General features: G+C 63.1%; 15 protein-coding genes. 10 read left to right on the top strand and 5 right to left on the bottom strand.

Going from position 1 to position 15963, the window contains the following annotated elements:
- The first annotated feature begins 2 nt into the window (after nt 1–2).
- The 3 genes from KF691_04950 to KF691_04960 all read left to right on the top strand — a co-directional run bounded on the left by KF691_04950 (nt 3) and on the right by KF691_04960 (nt 1663).
- Entirely contained in the window at nt 3–356 is a 354-nt protein-coding gene (locus KF691_04950) for an STAS domain-containing protein (protein ID MBX3388783.1), read from the top strand.
- Between the two features lie 51 nt (nt 357–407).
- Nucleotides 408–764 (top strand): STAS domain-containing protein, encoded by a 357-nt coding sequence (locus KF691_04955; protein MBX3388784.1) that lies wholly within the window; start codon nt 408–410, stop codon nt 762–764.
- Between the two features lie 194 nt (nt 765–958).
- A complete protein-coding gene (locus KF691_04960) occupies nt 959–1663 on the top strand; it encodes an ABC transporter ATP-binding protein (protein MBX3388785.1) in 705 nt (234 codons plus the stop codon).
- Between the two features lie 3 nt (nt 1664–1666).
- Here KF691_04960 and KF691_04965 read toward each other — a convergent pair whose 3' ends face one another.
- Together KF691_04965 and KF691_04970 are read right to left on the bottom strand one after the other, a co-directional pair.
- Nucleotides 1667–2305 carry an HNH endonuclease gene (locus tag KF691_04965; GenBank protein MBX3388786.1) on the bottom strand — a complete coding sequence of 213 codons (639 nt, stop codon included), beginning with the start codon at nt 2303–2305 and terminating at the stop codon, nt 1667–1669.
- A 403-nt stretch (nt 2306–2708) separates the two neighbouring features.
- Nucleotides 2709–3050, bottom strand: a complete 342-nt coding sequence (locus KF691_04970) for a 4a-hydroxytetrahydrobiopterin dehydratase (protein ID MBX3388787.1) — start codon at nt 3048–3050, stop codon at nt 2709–2711.
- Between the two features lie 95 nt (nt 3051–3145).
- Between KF691_04970 and gluQRS the strand changes: the two genes are divergently transcribed.
- From gluQRS to KF691_04985, 3 genes are all read left to right on the top strand, one after another.
- Nucleotides 3146–4165, top strand: coding sequence for a tRNA glutamyl-Q(34) synthetase GluQRS (gene gluQRS, locus KF691_04975; protein MBX3388788.1), 1020 nt, complete (start codon nt 3146–3148; stop codon nt 4163–4165).
- Nucleotides 4162–4692 (top strand): DUF192 domain-containing protein, encoded by a 531-nt coding sequence (locus tag KF691_04980; GenBank protein MBX3388789.1) that lies wholly within the window; start codon nt 4162–4164, stop codon nt 4690–4692. Before gluQRS ends, KF691_04980 begins: the two co-directional genes overlap by 4 nt.
- Before the next feature lie 115 nt (nt 4693–4807).
- Nucleotides 4808–6061 carry a serine/threonine-protein phosphatase gene (locus tag KF691_04985; GenBank protein MBX3388790.1) on the top strand — a complete coding sequence of 418 codons (1254 nt, stop codon included), beginning with the start codon at nt 4808–4810 and terminating at the stop codon, nt 6059–6061.
- A 20-nt stretch (nt 6062–6081) separates the two neighbouring features.
- On the opposite strand, the gene purH is transcribed toward KF691_04985, so the two are convergent.
- The gene (gene purH / locus KF691_04990) at nt 6082–7686 is read right to left on the bottom strand and encodes a bifunctional phosphoribosylaminoimidazolecarboxamide formyltransferase/IMP cyclohydrolase (GenBank protein ID MBX3388791.1); all 1605 of its coding nucleotides are present in this window, start codon (nt 7684–7686) and stop codon (nt 6082–6084) included.
- 30 nt (nt 7687–7716) lie between these two features.
- Nucleotides 7717–8907, bottom strand: a complete 1191-nt coding sequence (locus KF691_04995) for a PQQ-binding-like beta-propeller repeat protein (GenBank protein MBX3388792.1) — start codon at nt 8905–8907, stop codon at nt 7717–7719.
- 218 nt (nt 8908–9125) lie between these two features.
- Here KF691_04995 and KF691_05000 point away from each other — a divergent pair, with 218 nt between their 5' ends.
- The 4 genes from KF691_05000 to KF691_05015 all read left to right on the top strand — a co-directional run bounded on the left by KF691_05000 (nt 9126) and on the right by KF691_05015 (nt 12874).
- Nucleotides 9126–9734, top strand: coding sequence for a riboflavin synthase (locus KF691_05000; GenBank protein MBX3388793.1), 609 nt, complete (start codon nt 9126–9128; stop codon nt 9732–9734).
- 30 nt (nt 9735–9764) lie between these two features.
- The gene (locus tag KF691_05005; GenBank protein MBX3388794.1) at nt 9765–10301 is read left to right on the top strand and encodes a crossover junction endodeoxyribonuclease RuvC; all 537 of its coding nucleotides are present in this window, start codon (nt 9765–9767) and stop codon (nt 10299–10301) included.
- A 27-nt stretch (nt 10302–10328) separates the two neighbouring features.
- Entirely contained in the window at nt 10329–11840 is a 1512-nt protein-coding gene (locus tag KF691_05010; protein ID MBX3388795.1) for a sigma-54-dependent Fis family transcriptional regulator, read from the top strand.
- 74 nt (nt 11841–11914) lie between these two features.
- Nucleotides 11915–12874: an NADPH:quinone reductase gene (locus KF691_05015; GenBank protein ID MBX3388796.1), complete on the top strand. Its 960-nt coding sequence runs from the start codon at nt 11915–11917 to the stop codon at nt 12872–12874.
- Nucleotide 12875: 1 nt separating this feature from the next.
- On the opposite strand, the gene KF691_05020 is transcribed toward KF691_05015, so the two are convergent.
- A complete protein-coding gene (locus tag KF691_05020) occupies nt 12876–15953 on the bottom strand; it encodes a hypothetical protein (protein MBX3388797.1) in 3078 nt (1025 codons plus the stop codon).
- Between the last annotated feature and the right edge of the window lie 10 nt (nt 15954–15963).

The following is a 15963-nucleotide window of genomic DNA, read 5'->3' on the forward strand; positions in this document are numbered from 1 at the left end:
GGATGGCGGATCAGACCGAATTGGAACAGCACGCTGGAGCGGTGGTTGTCCGTGTGACGGGTAGCGTGCTGGACGAAACCAATCTGCCTTCCGTGCGAGCCGCCGTCGGCGAAGCCGGCGAACGCTTTCGTGATGAAGCGATCGCGCTCGATTTGGCGGCCGTCGGCTTTATGCCCAGTGTCTCGCTCGGTGGTCTGATCCAGCTCGCCCAGTTCTTCCGGGCGCGCAAGCAGCGGTTCGCTTTGGTCAATGTACAGCCGACGGTCCGCGAGATGCTCGTGCTCACCCGCCTCGATCGCATTTTCGAGGTGCACGGTTCGCTCTCCGAGTTTCTCAAGGCCGTCGGCAAGACATGACTCGCTTTGGCGAAGCCGCACGCTCGGGGCGCCGTTTGCTAGAATCGGTTCATGTCCACGGATTGGTCCGAATCCATTGTGATCGCCGAACTCGCCGACGAACCGGTGTTGTCGGAGGAGCTTGCCTCGATCGGCGACCGTCTGAGCGCCAAGGGCGCCGCGGTCCCGAGCGTTGTGTTGAACTTCGCGAACGTCACATACGTCAACAGCTCGAATCTTGCCGCGCTTCTCAAGATCCGTAAGATCCTCAGCGAGAAAAAGCGGGGGCTGCGCTTGTGCTCCCTCTCCGACGACGTGCAGTCGGTCCTGACGGTGACCGGGCTGGACAAGATCTTCCGTTTCGCTCCCGATCCCATGACGGCGCTCGCGGCACTCCAGATCGAAGATTCGAATCGCGCGGGCGAATAGCCGACATTTCGTCTTGAATTCCACGACCAGAACCGGGGGTCGCGCGGGATGCAGCCAGCCTCGCCCGGAGAGTTTCTTGGCGGTTGCTGCGGCGCCGACGCAGGTGAAGCGGTATCTATGCTCCGGACGGAGGAAGTGTCACGATGCAGGATGGCGTGCAAAGCAACGGCACCAATGCGGCGGCCCCACCGCCGATCGCCGAATTGCGCGCGCTCAAAAAGATCTACTACAAGCCCGACGGCAGCGTCATGGTCGAAGCACTCCGCGGCATCGACGTCACCATCCGCCGCGGCGAGTACGTGGCGATCATGGGCGCCAGCGGCAGCGGCAAAAGCACTCTGATGAACATTCTCGGTTGCCTCGATCGCCCGACGCAGGGCGAATACCTGCTCGACGGCAAAGGCATCACGACGATGGAGGATGAAGAACTCTCGGTTTATCGCGGCAGAAAAATCGGCTTTGTTTTTCAGGCGTTCAATCTCATACCGCAGTTGACGGTCGAAGCAAATGTCGAAGTGCCGCTGTTCTATCAGGGCGTGCCGCCGAAGGAACGGCGCAAGCAGGCGATCGCCGCGCTCGAGCTGGTGGCTCTCGCGGACCGTTTGGGCCACCGCCCGCGCGAATTGTCGGGCGGTCAGCAGCAGCGCGTCGCGATCGCGCGGGCGCTGGTCACACGTCCCGCGATCCTGATGGCGGACGAACCCACCGGCAACCTCGACAGCAAGACAGGTCAGGCGATCCTCAAAACCTTCGAAGATCTGCACAAAATCGGCATGACCATCATCATGGTGACACACGACGACAGCATCGCCAAACGCTGCAAGCGTGTCGTGCGACTGGCCGACGGCCTCGTGTGCGAAGACCGGCTTGTTGAGCACGAATCCGAAGCTGTCGCGTAGGACTTACCGCAGCTCGACCGACCAGTATGCGTTGTCGAGGAACGTCTTCCACGATGCGTACTTTTCGTGCCCAAGCCGCAGCGCGATCAGCGGATTGCGCTTCGGGCGCTCCGGCCTCTTGATGAGCTTCATCCGCGCCTCGTCCGGCGTGCGTCCGCCCTTCTTCGCGTTGCACTTGATGCACGCGCAGACGAGATTCTCCCACGAATCCGTGCCGCCCTGCGTGCGCGGCTTGATGTGATCGAGCGAGAGATCCGCCGTCGGGAAGTGCTTGCCGCAGTATTGACACGTATTGCGATCGCGCGCAAACAGGTTGCGACGGTTCAGTTTCACCGTCTGTTCCGGCAGGCGGTCGTATCCGAGCAACCGGATGATCCGCGGCACCGCGATCTCGAACCGCACTGTGCGCACCCAGTCGTGCTCCGCGCGCTCGAAGCGGGTGCGGAGCGCCGCGACGTCGGTCCAGCTTTCAAAGTCGTAGTTGACGTACTTGGGCCCGTCGTTCCCCGATTCGACGTGGATGACCTCGGCGATGTTGCGCGAAAGCAGGCAGAACGCCCGCCGTGCCGAAACCACCCGGACCGCGACGTACAACTTGTTCAATACCAGCACTTTGGCGTTCAGGCCCTCGGCCGCGAGCATTCCTGCTCCGCCTCCGCCCCCCAGATTGAAACGTCCCCCGGCGGAAGCCAACGTCGCGAGATCAATGTCTCCGTCAACATCGAGTACCGGGGCTTCCTCCGGAGCGCTTTGGGACGGCGACGTGGGTCGAGACTGCTTCGCCCTTCGGTCCTGCGAGGGTCGTCTGCGATCGTCCTTGGAGTGATGATGCGGCATGCCGATCCCTCTCCCCTGGCTCCGGACTTGGCCTCCGGCGCGGTAGGACAACGCCGAAGCCATCGGCCCTGTCCGCCCGCCGGATTGCCCGGGATGCGGGAGATGCCGACACCTCATTGTACAGCGTAATCGACTGCGAGGATCGGGGGGTTTGTAAGGGGCTTGTGAATCTCACGATCGCGTGGATTTCGCGCCGTGGTCAACCCGTTCAAGCCTTGCGCTTCTTTGAAGCGGGCGCCGGTGTCGGAGGTGTTTGAGGCGGCGCGAACGGGGCAAAGAATTGGTCGCATTTCTTCGCCAGGTCGAAATCCTTTTCAGTAATCCCGCCGGAATCGTGGGTACTCAGGGTCAGTGTCACTTTGTTGTAGCGAATGAGGATGTCCGGGTGATGCTGGGCCCGCTCCGCGGTCTGAGCGACCTGATCAACGAATCCCATCGCTCGCACAAAATCGGGGAACTGAAAGGTGCGCTGGATCGCGTCGCCCGACTCTCCCCACTCCGGCACTGCCTTGAGCGCCTCTTCAACCTGCCCTTCTGAAAGCTTTGGCATCGAACTCTCCAAGGGCCCGCGGTCCGTCGCGTGCACCGGGACGAGTGTACCGTGGCCCCGTGACCGAGTACGGACCCCCGGACAGTTCCCAAGAAATGCCGAAATTATCGGTGCAGTCTGCACCGGCGGGCGTGCCGCATGTTCATAGACGGACACGACTTGCGCCTTCGCCGACCGGCGCATTGCATCTCGGGAATGCTCGGACGTTTCTCATCAATTGGGCGCTCGCCAAGCAGCGAGGCTGGCGGATCGTGCTCCGCATCGAAGATCTCGACACGCCGCGTGTAAAGCCCGGTGTGACCGATGCGATGCTTCGGACGCTCAAGTCGCTCGGGATTGATTGGGACGAGGGACCGATCGTCCAAAGCGATGATCTCGAGCCCTATCAACACGCGATGGCAAAGCTCGCGGGCTCGGGACGGGTCTATCCGTCGATCGAGAGTCGGGGCGAGATCGACACTGCCTCGGACGCTGCACTGTCCGCGCCGCAGGAAGGAATGCGTGAATCCGTTTTTTCTGCATCGAGGCGGCCCGGCACGTTCCCGACGGTGTTTTCCTCGGAAGGCGCTCTCGCAAACTGGCGGTTTGCCACGCCGGAAGACACTGTCAGCTTCGCCGACGAATTCGCCGGTCCGCAGCAGCACTCACCCGCGAAGTCCGTAGGCGATTTCGTGGTCTGGACAAAGCGCAATCAGCCTTCGTACCAGCTCGCGGTGGTTGTCGATGATGCGAGGCAAGGTGTCACTCACATCGTGCGAGGCGACGACCTGCTCGACTCGGCCGCACGCCAGATCCTTCTGATGCGGGCGCTCGGAATCTCAGAGGTGCCGAACTATTTCCACCTGCCGCTGGTCCGCGGATCAGATGGAAAGCGGCTGGCAAAGAGGCACGGCGACACACGCGTTGAGACCTATCTGGCATCGGGCGTCAGTCCGGAGCGGATCATCGCCCTTTTGGCGAGGTGGTCCGGAATCGAGGATGCAGAAGACGAAATGAGCTCGAAAGAATTCGCGGCACGATTCGAACTCTCCCGGCTCTCTCCGGATGATGTAGTCTTTACCGCTCGCGATGACGAATGGCTGCGAAAGCCCGCGCGCCGGAAGCCGAACTCATGATCAAGCCCATCCGAAGCACCTCCCTGCATCTTGCCGCAACCTTCGTCATCGTCGGTTTTTGGGGCGCCTCGATCGGTTGCGAAGAGCCCTACTCCACAACCGAAAAGACCACCCATGTGAATATCAGCGGCAAGCCGTTCACGCTCGAACTCGCGATCAATCAGGACTCGCGCGTCCAGGGGCTCTCCGGGCGCACGTCGATCGCGGACGACGGCGGGATGCTCTTCGTGTTTCCGGACTCGGAAGTCGGCAAGCACGAGTTTGTGATGCGCGATTGCCCGATTCCGATCGACATCATTTTTCTCGATCGTTCCAGGCGCGTCACCGCGACGCACGCGATGAAAGTGGAAGAAGCGCGCCGTGAAGGCGAAGACACCATGACCTACGAAAACCGGCTCAAGCGTTACCCCAGCCGCTTCGACTCCCAATTCGCGATCGAACTCCAGGGTGGGATGCTTGAGAAGCTTTCCGTGAAGCCCGGAGAACTCATAAACATCGATCCGTCATTAGCGTCGAAGGCAAAGTGAGCCCGACGGGCCGTCCCCCGATCAAGCGACCCCCTCGACCGGTCGATGAGACGACCACGGGCGCATCAATTCCCGGCATGGGCCGAGAATTACGCTACGGGAGCCTTGCTTGGGCGTGGCCACGATCGCATTCTGTGCCGGTCGCGAAGCGGATGTCGCCGCGGCACGCTGGCTCGCGCCCGTGCTGGCCGAGTGGCCCGGGGAAGAAGTTCCTTCGACGGACAGGCGGGATTTCGACCGGCTGCTCGGCGCGGAATCGGACACGGCATCGCTGCACGACTACTCGTGTCTCTTCATCATTCTCCGGGGCGATGAAGAGACCACGGCACTCGCCAAGTTCTTTGATCAACTTCACGGGCTCGGTCTTCCCGCTGTCGTCATCACTCCACGCGAACACGCGATCCGAAGCCTCGTGCACAAGGACGGTGTGATTGTGCTCGGCGGTCGCGAGCCCGCCGGACGAGTCGCGGCAATGGTCTTCGCCCTTTGCGAACGCCAGTCGTTTGTCGAACAGCTCTCGCGCGAAGTGCGCTCCGGAAGCGGCATGGATAAAGGCATCCGGGGCGAGATGGATCGCCTGCACGAAGAACTCCATCTCGCGGCAACCGTGCAGCGGGAATTGCTCCCCCAGCGATTGCCCGAAGACTGCGAGATCGAGTTCGCGTCTCTCTATCACCCGGCGACCTACGTCAGCGGCGATCTGTTCGATGCTCGCGCAATCGATGAACACCGCGTGGCATTCTTCATTGCGGATGCGGTGGGACACGGCGTGCCGGCGGCGCTCATCACCATGATGCTCTCCCGCGCGCTGCTGAACGAGTTGGCGATCGGTACGGCTTCCGGCGGAGAGATCAGTCCTGCGGCCTGTCTTTCGGGACTCAACAAAGAACTCTGCCACCACGCTGCAGGAAACTATCGCTTCGCAACGGCGGTCTGCGGCGTGCTCGATAAGCGGGATTTTTCGGTGCGTCTCGCGGGCGCAGGGCATCCGCCCAGCCTGCTCTTGCACGGGGGAGAGATGCAATCGCTGGAAAGCCAGGGGCCGCTGCTGGGCGTGTTCGCAGAAGCCGAGTACACCGACGAAACGGTGACGCTCCAGCCGGGCGCGACTCTCCTGCTCTACACCGACGGCTTCGAACTGGCGTTCCCCGCGGCCGATGAGCCCGTGGCCGATCGGCGTGTCGCGCCGCGTGAATACCTCAAGCACATGGGTCTGCTTGATTCCATCAGCGATGTCGGAGTGCGTGAAGGCATGGACCGGCTCGCGCAGGCGATCGCCGGTCAGGAAGGATCGCTCCATCAGCGTGACGACGTCACGGCCCTCGCGATTCGCAGGCTCGACCTCCGGCAATTGCGCCGGGCGGCATAAACGACCGACGAACGAATTTTCTAGTGCCGGAAATGCCGCAACCCGGTCGTGATACAGGTCACGCCGCGCTTCTCGCAGAGATCAAACGTCTCCTGATCGCGCTTGCTGCCGCCGGGGTGGACAATCGCCGCAACTCCGGCATCGATCAACACCTGCGGTCCATCGGGAAAGGGGAAGAACGCGTCGCTGAACGCGACCGCGCCTTTGGCGAGCGCTCCGGCCTTCTGTGCCGCGAGGCGGCAGGATGTGAGCCGGTCCATCTGTCCCGCGCCGGCGCCGAAGAGGCGGATCACGCCGGACTTTGGATCGAGGCCGCCGATCGCGACAGCGTTGCTGGCGATGGCGCGAGTCGTGACTTCCATAAACTGAGCGATGCGGATCGTTTCGGCCTTCGGCTCGGGTCCGGCTTTCCGCGCGAATTCTTTGGGCGCCGCAAGAAGAGCATCCCGAGTCTGGACCAGCAGCCCGCCGGGGATCGACCGTTGCTCAAGCTCCGCCTCTTTCGACTGCTCGATCGGACCCACTTCGAGGATCCGCATGTTGAACCAGCGCTTCTTCATCGCCTCGACGGCCTCCGGCGCGAACGACGGCGCGATCAAGACTTCCGCAAACGTGTCGTCGCGGCAGAGCCGCTCGGCAACCTTCAGCTCCACCGGCGCCGAGAGCGCGATGATCCCGCCGTACGCCGCGAGCGGATCGCCCGCGATCGCGTTCTCGAGTGCGTCGAACGCCGACTTCGCGATCGCGCACCCGCACGGATTCGCGTGCTTGATGACGGCAGCCCCCGCGAGGTCCGGCGCGATGATCTTCAGGGCCCGCACAAGCTCGAGTGCGCCCGCGGCATCCGCGATGTTGTTGTACCCGAGCTCCTTGCCGTGGAGCTGGCGCGCCCGCGGAATTGTCGAGGTCGCGGCGTTTGAGTTCGCGTAGAGCGCCGCTTTCTGATGCGGGTTTTCGCCGTACCGAAGTTCCTGGACGAGCGAGAATTCCTGGCCCAGTTTCTGAGAGAATCCGGGAGTATCGGCTGTTTTTCCGCCGAGGTAGTTCGCGATCGCGGCGTCGTACGCGCTCGTTCGGCGAAATGCCGCAGCAGCGAGATCGCGCCTGAGTGAGAGGCTGGTTTTTCCACCCAGCGAATTCAGATCGCCAACCACCGCTTCGTACTGGTCCGGTGAGACGACCACGGTGACCCAATCGTGGTTCTTGGAAGCCGAACGGATCATCGACGGACCGCCGATGTCGATCTGTTCGATCGCTTCGTCGCGTTCAACGCCGGTCGCGGCGATCGTCCTTTCGAACGGATACAGATTCACGCACACCAGATCGATCGGCGCGATGTCGTGCTTCTCGAGCGCTTCCTGGTGGCTCGGATCGTCGCGCACCGCGAGCAGAGCGCCGTGCACCTTTGGATGAAGAGTTTTCACCCGTCCGTCCATGATCTCCGGAAAACCGGTGATCTGGTCTATGGGTGTGACCCGGATTCCGGCTTTTTCGAGCGCCGCCGCCGTTCCGCCCGTCGAAATGATCTCGATCTCGCGACGCGCCAGGGCGCGCGCGAATTCGATCAATCCGGTTTTGTCCGAAACGGAAATGATGGCCCGCCGGATGGTGACAAGGTCGTTCATCGCGAGCCTCCGATTGAAAGATGCGGAGAATCAGGAGCGGGGCACAAACCGCACCACAACTCCGCCGTCGCTGACAGCATAGAGGTTGCCGTCTTCGAATTTGTCGGTCAACATCATCACGGTCTGCGGAACGACATAGGAACGGATGATGTCGCCTCGGTCTTTGTCGAGCAGAAGCACCAAGGACCCGTTCCACACCACCAGATTTCCGGCGCGGATTCCGATGACCGATCCCTCGACGACTCGGTTCGACCAGACAACTTTGCCGCTGGATGCGTCCACGGCGGACAAGCCTTCCGTGCCGAGCTGGCTCCACACGGTCTGCCCATCGGTCGAGGGCTGACGGGTGAGAGGCTGATCGCAGCGAATTCTCCAAGCCACGCTTCCGTCGGGTCGGAGACCCCAGAGAGACTGGTCTCGGCCGGCAGCGATCATCAAGCCCTGGGCCGCGATCGGGTCGGTATCAAGCCCGCCGAAGATTTCTCCCCGACCAAGCGGGCGGCCGGCCTTGGCGCTCAGAAAGACGTATTGACCGGATTGTGAAATCGCCCCAACGATCTCGTCGTCCGAATGAAGCGGGCCGACCACGACCGGTTTGTGATCGATCGCGCCGCGGAGCAGGAACGCCCAGCCGGTGACGCCGAGATCCGTTCGATGTGCAAGAACGTGCCCGGTCGTTGTTCCGTAAATGCAGAGATTTCCGTAGACAATCGGGGAGGTATTGACGACGCGCGAATAGCTTTGGCGTGCCTGCACATCCCCGTTGTTGGCGGAAAGCACGAAGAGCTCGCTATCCGCCGAAGCAAAGACCTTGTCGCCTTCGCGATTGAGCCCGACGAATCGGGTCAGTGGAGTGGCCAGTTCGTTCGCCCATCGCATCGCACCGTTCGATGTTTCGAGGCCGGTGACGGTGGACCCGGTTTCGAGCGCAAGCACAAGGTCGCCGGCCGGAACAAGAGTCTGGAGTTTCTGTTGCTTGGTCAGATAGGGGAAAGCGGTCCAGTCTCTGCGGTATCCGAGTTCAAGAAAATTTGCATCGCTGATGGAATAGCCACCGATCGGCGCGGATTTCGGATGAGCGGGCGCGGCCGGCGCGGTCTTCGTGGCTTCTGTCTCCGGCGACTTGGCGGTGCTCTTGTTCGCACACGAAGCGAGCGCGACGGCGCTCGAAGCAAGCAAAAGTCGGATTGCGGTGGAACGGAAGAGCTGAAGATTCGCCATGGCGGTTCTTTCGGGAGGTCGCAAGGTCGCTACTTCTACCAGATTTTGGCCCCCCGGGCATGTGCCGCGCCCGGGTCAGGCAGATTTCGGGGTGGGGGCCATTGTTGGAGCGCTGTCGGCGGGGCGTCGAGCCCGCGTGCGCGTCCGGTTCGCTTCCCTTTCCGCACTTTTTGCGTTTCGGGTTGCGTCCGGCCCGAGTCTTGCAGACACTTTCCCGCATGTTCACCGGAATTGTGCAGGCCCTCGGAAGGGTTGTTTCGCTCAAACGACAGGCGCCGGGACTGCGCATCGAGATTGACCCTGCCGACTGGGCTTTTCGCCCGGCCGAAGGCGACTCGATCTCGGTTGATGGCTGCTGCCTGACCGTCGTTTCTGCGACAGTGAGTCTTTGGAGCTTCGACGCTGTCCCGGAAACGCTCGCGAAGACGACGCTCGGTTCGTGGAAAGTGGGCAAGAAGGTGAATCTGGAACACGCCGCGACCGCCGCGACGTTCCTGGGGGGCCACATTGTCCAAGGGCATGTGGACGGCGTCGGAACTGTCCTCGATGTTCGATCCGGGTCCGATTGGAGGCTGCGGATTCGTCCGGGAGCGCAGTTGATGGAATTCATGGTCCCCAAGGGCTCGGTCGCACTGAGCGGGGTCTCGCTGACGCTCGCCGAGGTCTCGCCAAAGGGGGGCTGGATCGATGTCGCGCTCATCCCGGCGACGCTCGAAAAGACCAATCTTTCCGATCTAGCTCCGGGCGACAATGTGAATGTCGAAGCCGATTCCATGGCCAAGACGATGATCCATTGGCTTCGGAACTACTCCGCTGCGAGCGTGTGATCGGCGGATACGCTCCGTGCGAGGAGAACGATGCGGATCGTCGGGATAGACCCCGGGCTTCGGATCACCGGATACGGCTGCATCGATGTTGTCGATGGCGCCGTGAGCCTGGTCGAGGCCGGCGTGTTCCGGCTTGGCAAGGCGCTCAGCCGGAGCGAGCGCGACGCCGTGGAATTCCGCGTCGGTGATGCGCACAGCATTTCTTCTCGGCTCTCCGAACTCGATCGCGATTTCCGCGTGATGCTCGACCGGCTCCGCCCGGATGTCGTCGCCGTTGAAGCGCTCTTCGCTCACTACAAGCACCCGGCGACCGCGATCGTGATGGGGCATTCGCGCGGCATCCTGCTGCTCGCGATCCGTCAGCTCGGGATGAATCTGCTCGAATTCAAGCCGACGATGGTGAAAAAGTCCGTGACCGGGAACGGGTTAGCCAAGAAGCAGCAGGTCCAACTCGCCGTTCGCGCCATGCTCGGGCTCACCGAACTTCCCGAGCCACCCGACATGGCCGACGCGCTGGCCGTCGCGATCTGCGCTTCCCGCCGCGCGGCCGTTCCGGCGCTTGGCTAGCCGAAGTCGGCATCAATAATGTTCCGCATGCCCGAAGATCGCGAAAAACTCGCGGCGCAGGTTCTCATCGTCGAAGATGAACCCGACCACGCCGACGTCATGGCCGATGCGCTCCGCAAGCCCGGACACGTTTGCACCATTGTGAACGATGTCGGCGGCGCGCTCGAGGAACTCAAGGGCGGCGCGTTCGACGTGATCGTCACCGATCTCCGTATGCCCGGCTCGGGTGGAAAAGACGGGGTCGCTTCCGATGGCGCGGACGCGGGGCTGAAAGTGCTCGAAGCGGCGCGAAGATTGCAGCCCTCGGCGGAAACGATCATGGTCACCGCGCACGGCGATGTACCGACGGCGCGCGCCGCGTTCAAGCAGGGCGCGTACGACTTCATCCAGAAGCCGCTCGATCTCGAGGTGTTTCGCAATCTCGTCAACCGCGCGTCCGAGACGGTGCTGCTCCGCCACCAGAACGACGAACTCAAGGTGCAGGCCGACAGCGCCGGCTTCGACGGGCTGGTTGCTTCGAGCGAACCGATGCGAAGGGTTCTGCGCACCATCCGCACCGTCGCGCCCAGCAACATCCCGGTGCTGATCACCGGAGAGAGCGGCACCGGCAAGGAACTTATCGCGCTCGCCGTCCACAAGCTCAGCAAGCGCGCCGCGCCACCGGGCACGCAAAGCAACGGCGGGTTTCTCGGCGGCGGCAACGGCGCGGGCGGGCGCTACGTCGCGTTCAACTGCGCGGGCCAGAGCGAGAGCTTGCTCGAAGATCAGTTGTTCGGGCACATCCGCGGCGCGTTCACGGGCGCCGACAAGGATCGGCCAGGAGTTTTCGAATACGCCGATGGTGGCACGCTCTTTCTCGATGAGATCGGCGACATGCCGCTCAGCATGCAGGCCAAGCTGCTGCGCGTGCTCGAGAGCGGCGAGGTGGTGCGACTCGGTTCCAACGAGCCGCGCCACACCGACGTGCGGTTCGTCAGCGCTACGAACAAAGACCTGCGCGAGATGGTCAAAGCGGGCACGTTCCGCGAAGACCTGTTCTTCCGAATCAACGGATCGCACGTGCATCTGCCGGCGCTGCGCGAGCGGCGCGAAGATATTCCGCCCCTCGTGCGCGCGTTCGTCGATCGTTTCATGCAGGAGCTGGCGCCCGGCAAGCCTTCCCCGAGAGTGTCCGACGCCGCGATGATGCGACTCACCAGTTACGACTGGCCGGGCAACGTGCGCCAGCTCCTCAACGTCATTCAGAACATGGTCGTGACGGCGCTCGGCGAAGACGTTCCGCCCGGCGGCGAGTTCAGTCTCGACGTGCGCCACATTCCAGATGAAGTGCGCGTCGGCGATGCGGTCGAAGCGGACTCGACCTCGGATTCCGCTTCGGTCGGGGCGTCTCTCGCCGGCACCAGTCTCGAAGCGATCGAAAAGCGAGCGATCCGCGAAACGCTCCGCCTCACGCAAGGGAACCGCGAGCACGCGGCAAAGCTGCTCGGGATCGGCGAACGCACGCTCTATCGCAAGCTGAAGGAATACGGTCTTCGCTAGCGAGCATGCATTCATCCGGTAACCCGCGCGAACCGGCGCGCATCCAACCCGCACGCGTATCGGAGAGTCTTCTGATGAAATCAATCCGCGTGCATTCGTTTGGCGACCCATCTGTTCTCCGGTACGAGACAGTTCCCGATCCCGTGCCCGCGGCGGGCCAGGTCCTCATCCGCGTGCGCGCGATCGGCGTCAATCCGGTCGATACCTACATTCGCGCCGGCATCTACGGGCCTCAACAGTTCCCCTTCGTTCCGGGGTACGACGCTTGCGGCCAGATCGAACAGGTCGGTGCCGGAGTCTCGAACTTCAAGGTGGGCGATCGCGTCGTGCTCTACCGGCCGCCCAGCGGTGCGTACGCAGAACTGATCGCGTGCGAGCCCGCGCATCTGTTTACGCTTCCTTCTGCGCTCTCGTTCGAAGAGGGGGCGGGTTTGGGAGTGCCTTATTTCACGGCGCAGGTCGCGCTCTTCGACCGCGGGCGAGCCGCCAAGGGCGAAGCCGTTCTGATCCACGGGGCGACGGGCGGCGTGGGCACCGCGGCAATCCAACTGGCGCACGCCGCCGGCCTGAAGGTCCTCGGCACTGGGAGCACGGACAAAGGCAAATCGCTCGCGACCAAGCTGGGCGCAAGCCGCGTCTTCGATCATTCAAAGCCGGGATACCTCGAGGAAATCCGCAACGCGACCGACGGCCGCGGGCCCGATCTCATCATCGAGATGCTCGCGAACGTTAATCTTGAAAACGACATGACGATCGCGGCCCCCAAAGGCCGGATCGTGATCGTCGGCAATCGGGGGAAGATCGAGATCACGCCTCGCCTGATGATGAAAGGGAATCTCGATGTGCTCGGGATGAGCCTTCACAACACGTCCGATGCCGAATTGCACCGGGCCTGGTCTCAGATCGCGCAGGGCGTGGAGTCGGGCAAGTTGAAGCCGATCATCGGCGAGACGATGCCGCTCGCGCAGGCCGCAAAGGCACACGAGAAAATCCTCGAGCCCGGCGCCGCGGGAAAGATCATCCTCGTTCCCTGAACTACCAATCGAGCGGCGCGAGCCATGCCTTCGCGAGGTCTTCGACCGCGGCATCCAGTCTCTCGGTGCTCCACGTGAGCCTGCCCGTCGAATTGAGGTCGCCGATCGTGCGGCACTCGATGCCTTGTGAGGAGAGCGAGCGCTCGACTTCGTCCCGTCGATCGGGAGCCACTTCGAGTACGTAGCGGCTCGGGGACTCGGAGAACGCCGCCGCGATCGGGTTGATCTTGGTTGTGCTCAGATCAATCGATGCGCCGAGCGGCGTTCGAGGTGACGAGCCGCCGATGAGCATCTCGGCAACGGCGCAAAGCACGCCGCCATCGGAAACATCGTGCGCGCTGCGGATCGATCCGGAAGAAATCAGTTTGGCGACCGCGCGGGCTGTTCGCGGTCCGACAACAAGATCGGTCTTGGGCATCGCCGGGTTCGCGATCGATTCGGGCGCGATCTGCTGGAGATGCGAGCCGCCCATGCAATCCGAGTTCGCGCCGACGAGCAGCAGCACGTTTCCGGCGCGCTTCGCATCCATCGTGACGCAGCGAGCGACATCGGGCACAATCGCCAGTCCTGTGATCAGGAGCGTCGGAGGAATCTCGATCAGTCGTTGCTGGCCGGTTGCGGGATCGGTGAATCGGAGCTGGTTGTTCAGAGAGTCCTTGCCCGAAACAAACGGCGTTCGATAGGCCTTCGCGCCGTCGTAACACGCTTCCGCGGCACGCACGAGCGTCGCGAGATTGCGCGCCTCGCCGCACGAAGGCCAGCAGAAGTTGTCGAGGATCGCGATCCGTTCCGGATCGGCGCCGACGCAAACGAGATTGCGAACGCACTCGTCGATTGCCGCGAGCGTCATCAGGTATGGGTCGCCGCCGATTTCGGGATTTCCGATTCCCGTTTGGAGTCCGCACGAGATCGCGATGCCGCGCGCGGAAGATGGAACCGGTTGCAGAACTGCCGCGTCCATCGGCCCGCGCGCGAGGGGTCCCCCCAGCGGCTTGATGACGGAGTTGCCCTGCACCTCGTGGTCGTACTGGCGGATGATCCAGTGCTTGCTCGCGATGTTGGGGTGGGAGAGAAGGGAAAGAAGAGACGAAGCGACGGAGAGAGCTGGTTTCGGTGAAGGGGTTCGCGCCGCCGGCGGCGAGGGTTTCCACTCGGCTTCTCGTGTCGGCGTCGGGATGCCGTCGTGGAGGAACGCCATCGGCAGCCGGCCGACTTCCAGCTCGCCATAGCGAAGAACGAGTTCCGCGCCCGGAGTACCGAACTCTCCGAGATCGGCCATCTCGACGCTCTCTTCATCGCAGATCTGCTTGAGCTTCGCGATGTTCGCCGCGGGAACCGCGAGCACCATGCGCTCCTGCGCTTCGCTGATCCAGATTTCGGTGTACGAGAGCCCCGCGTACTTCAGCGGCGCGCGATCGAGCTGCACCGTCGCGCCGATCTTCCCGCCCATCTCGCCGACGGCGGAAGAGAACCCTCCGGCGCCGCAATCGGTGATGGCGTGATAGAGCGGCTTGCCCCCATCTCCCGCGAAATCGCGGGCGCGGAGGATCGCATCGAGCGTTCGCTTCTCCTCGATCGCGTTGCCGATCTGCACCGCGTGCGCGAACTCATCGGCGTGGGTGTGCTCCATCTCGGCGCTCGAGAAAGTTGCGCCGTGGATTCCATCGCGACCGGTGCGCCCGCCCAGCGCGATGATGCGATCGCCCGGTTTGCTCGCGCCGTGCACAAGATGTTTCGGGATGAGCCCGACGCAGCCCGCGAAGACGAGCGGGTTGCCGATGTAGTGATCGTTGAACATCACCCCGCCCGAGACGGTGGGGATACCCATGCGGTTGCCGTAGTCGCGGATGCCGCGCACCACTTCGGAGAGCACTTGCCTGGGCGGGAGACATCCGGGCGGGAGCGATGAAAGGTCGGGCGGAGCGACACAGAACACATCGGTGCTCGCGATCGGCTTGGCGCCGAGACCGGTGCCAATGACGTCGCGGATGCAGCCGCCGATTCCGGTGGCGCTGCCGCCGTACGGCTCGATCGCGCTCGGGTGGTTGTGCGTCTCCACTTTGATGCACACGCCGTGGGCATCGTCGAACGCAATGACTCCGGAATTGTCTTTGAAGACACTGAGCGTCCAGTCGATTCCTGCCGCGATCAACTCGTGCGTTGCCGCGGCAACCGTCGACTTCAGCAGGTTTGCGATCGTGACCGAGCCATCGGCGTGAACAGTGTGGCCGGGACGTCCCTCGAGTCGAAGCGGGTCTTCGCCCCCTTTGCCACTTTGCCCCTTTGTCACTTCGCCGCTTCTATAGCGGATATTGCTCTTGAGCGTCTTGTGCACGCAGTGCTCGGACCAGGTCTGCGCGATTGTTTCGAGCTCGATATCGGTCGGGTCGCGCTCGAGGGTGCGGTATTCGTCGCGCACGGCGAGCATCTCGTCGAGGCTGAGAAAGAGGTGCGCCTCGCGCGACATCTTCTGGAGCTGTTCGTCGTTCAGTTCGCGGATGGCGATGCGGCCGATCTTGGCGGTGTAGGAGTGACCGGCCGGAAGAGACCGGGGCAGAAAGGGTTCGGAGTGCGCCGATTGGATCGCGGGGTTGAAGAGCAAACGGCGCGCGAGAAGATCGGCGAGTTCACGCTCTTTCGCGCGAGGAAGGCCCATCAGGTCGTAGCGAGTGCCGGTCGAGACCCGAAGCCGGCGCCGATCGCCGGTCAACTCGCGCGCGGCGCTCTCGACCGATTGCGCTGCCGGATCCATCACGCCGGGGAGAGGATGGATTTCAACCATGCACGCGCCGGGGCCGACATGAGTCGCGCCGATCACGGAGCGCTCGGTGACCGGGTCCGTCAGCAGGCACCTGGAAATCCGCTCGATCTCTTGAATCGTCGCATCGGTCTCGATGAGGTAGACCCGCGCGGTTGAGGCCGTTTCCAACTGGATTCCGATCGCGTTTGCACTTCGCGCGATCTGAGAGCCTCGGGCATCGAGTGAAGCGTTCTTCGACCACACCTCGACTCGGTGGACGCGGACACCGGCCGAAGGCGAAACTTGCGCGTGCGATGAGGCGGGTGCGGTGTGGCTCACGGCGCGATCG

This window comes from Phycisphaeraceae bacterium (genome assembly GCA_019636555.1).
Taxonomy (GTDB): Bacteria; Planctomycetota; Phycisphaerae; order Phycisphaerales; family UBA1924; genus JAFEBO01.

What these genes read in the sequence shown, in the direction of transcription:
- KF691_04950 (MBX3388783.1), top strand. Translation starts at nt 3, where the DNA reads ATGGCGGATCAGACCGAATTGGAACAGCACGCTGGAGCGGTGGTTGTC.
- KF691_04955 (MBX3388784.1), top strand. Translation starts at nt 408, where the DNA reads ATGTCCACGGATTGGTCCGAATCCATTGTGATCGCCGAACTCGCCGAC.
- KF691_04965 (MBX3388786.1), bottom strand. Translation starts at nt 2,305, where the DNA reads ATGCTCGCGGCCGAGGGCCTGAACGCCAAAGTGCTGGTATTGAACAAG.
- KF691_04970 (MBX3388787.1), bottom strand. Translation starts at nt 3,050, where the DNA reads ATGCCAAAGCTTTCAGAAGGGCAGGTTGAAGAGGCGCTCAAGGCAGTG.
- gluQRS (MBX3388788.1), top strand. Translation starts at nt 3,146, where the DNA reads ATGCCGAAATTATCGGTGCAGTCTGCACCGGCGGGCGTGCCGCATGTT.
- KF691_04980 (MBX3388789.1), top strand. Translation starts at nt 4,162, where the DNA reads ATGATCAAGCCCATCCGAAGCACCTCCCTGCATCTTGCCGCAACCTTC.
- purH (MBX3388791.1), bottom strand. Translation starts at nt 7,686, where the DNA reads ATGAACGACCTTGTCACCATCCGGCGGGCCATCATTTCCGTTTCGGAC.
- KF691_04995 (MBX3388792.1), bottom strand. Translation starts at nt 8,907, where the DNA reads ATGGCGAATCTTCAGCTCTTCCGTTCCACCGCAATCCGACTTTTGCTT.
- KF691_05000 (MBX3388793.1), top strand. Translation starts at nt 9,126, where the DNA reads ATGTTCACCGGAATTGTGCAGGCCCTCGGAAGGGTTGTTTCGCTCAAA.
- KF691_05005 (MBX3388794.1), top strand. Translation starts at nt 9,765, where the DNA reads ATGCGGATCGTCGGGATAGACCCCGGGCTTCGGATCACCGGATACGGC.
- KF691_05010 (MBX3388795.1), top strand. Translation starts at nt 10,329, where the DNA reads ATGCCCGAAGATCGCGAAAAACTCGCGGCGCAGGTTCTCATCGTCGAA.
- KF691_05015 (MBX3388796.1), top strand. Translation starts at nt 11,915, where the DNA reads ATGAAATCAATCCGCGTGCATTCGTTTGGCGACCCATCTGTTCTCCGG.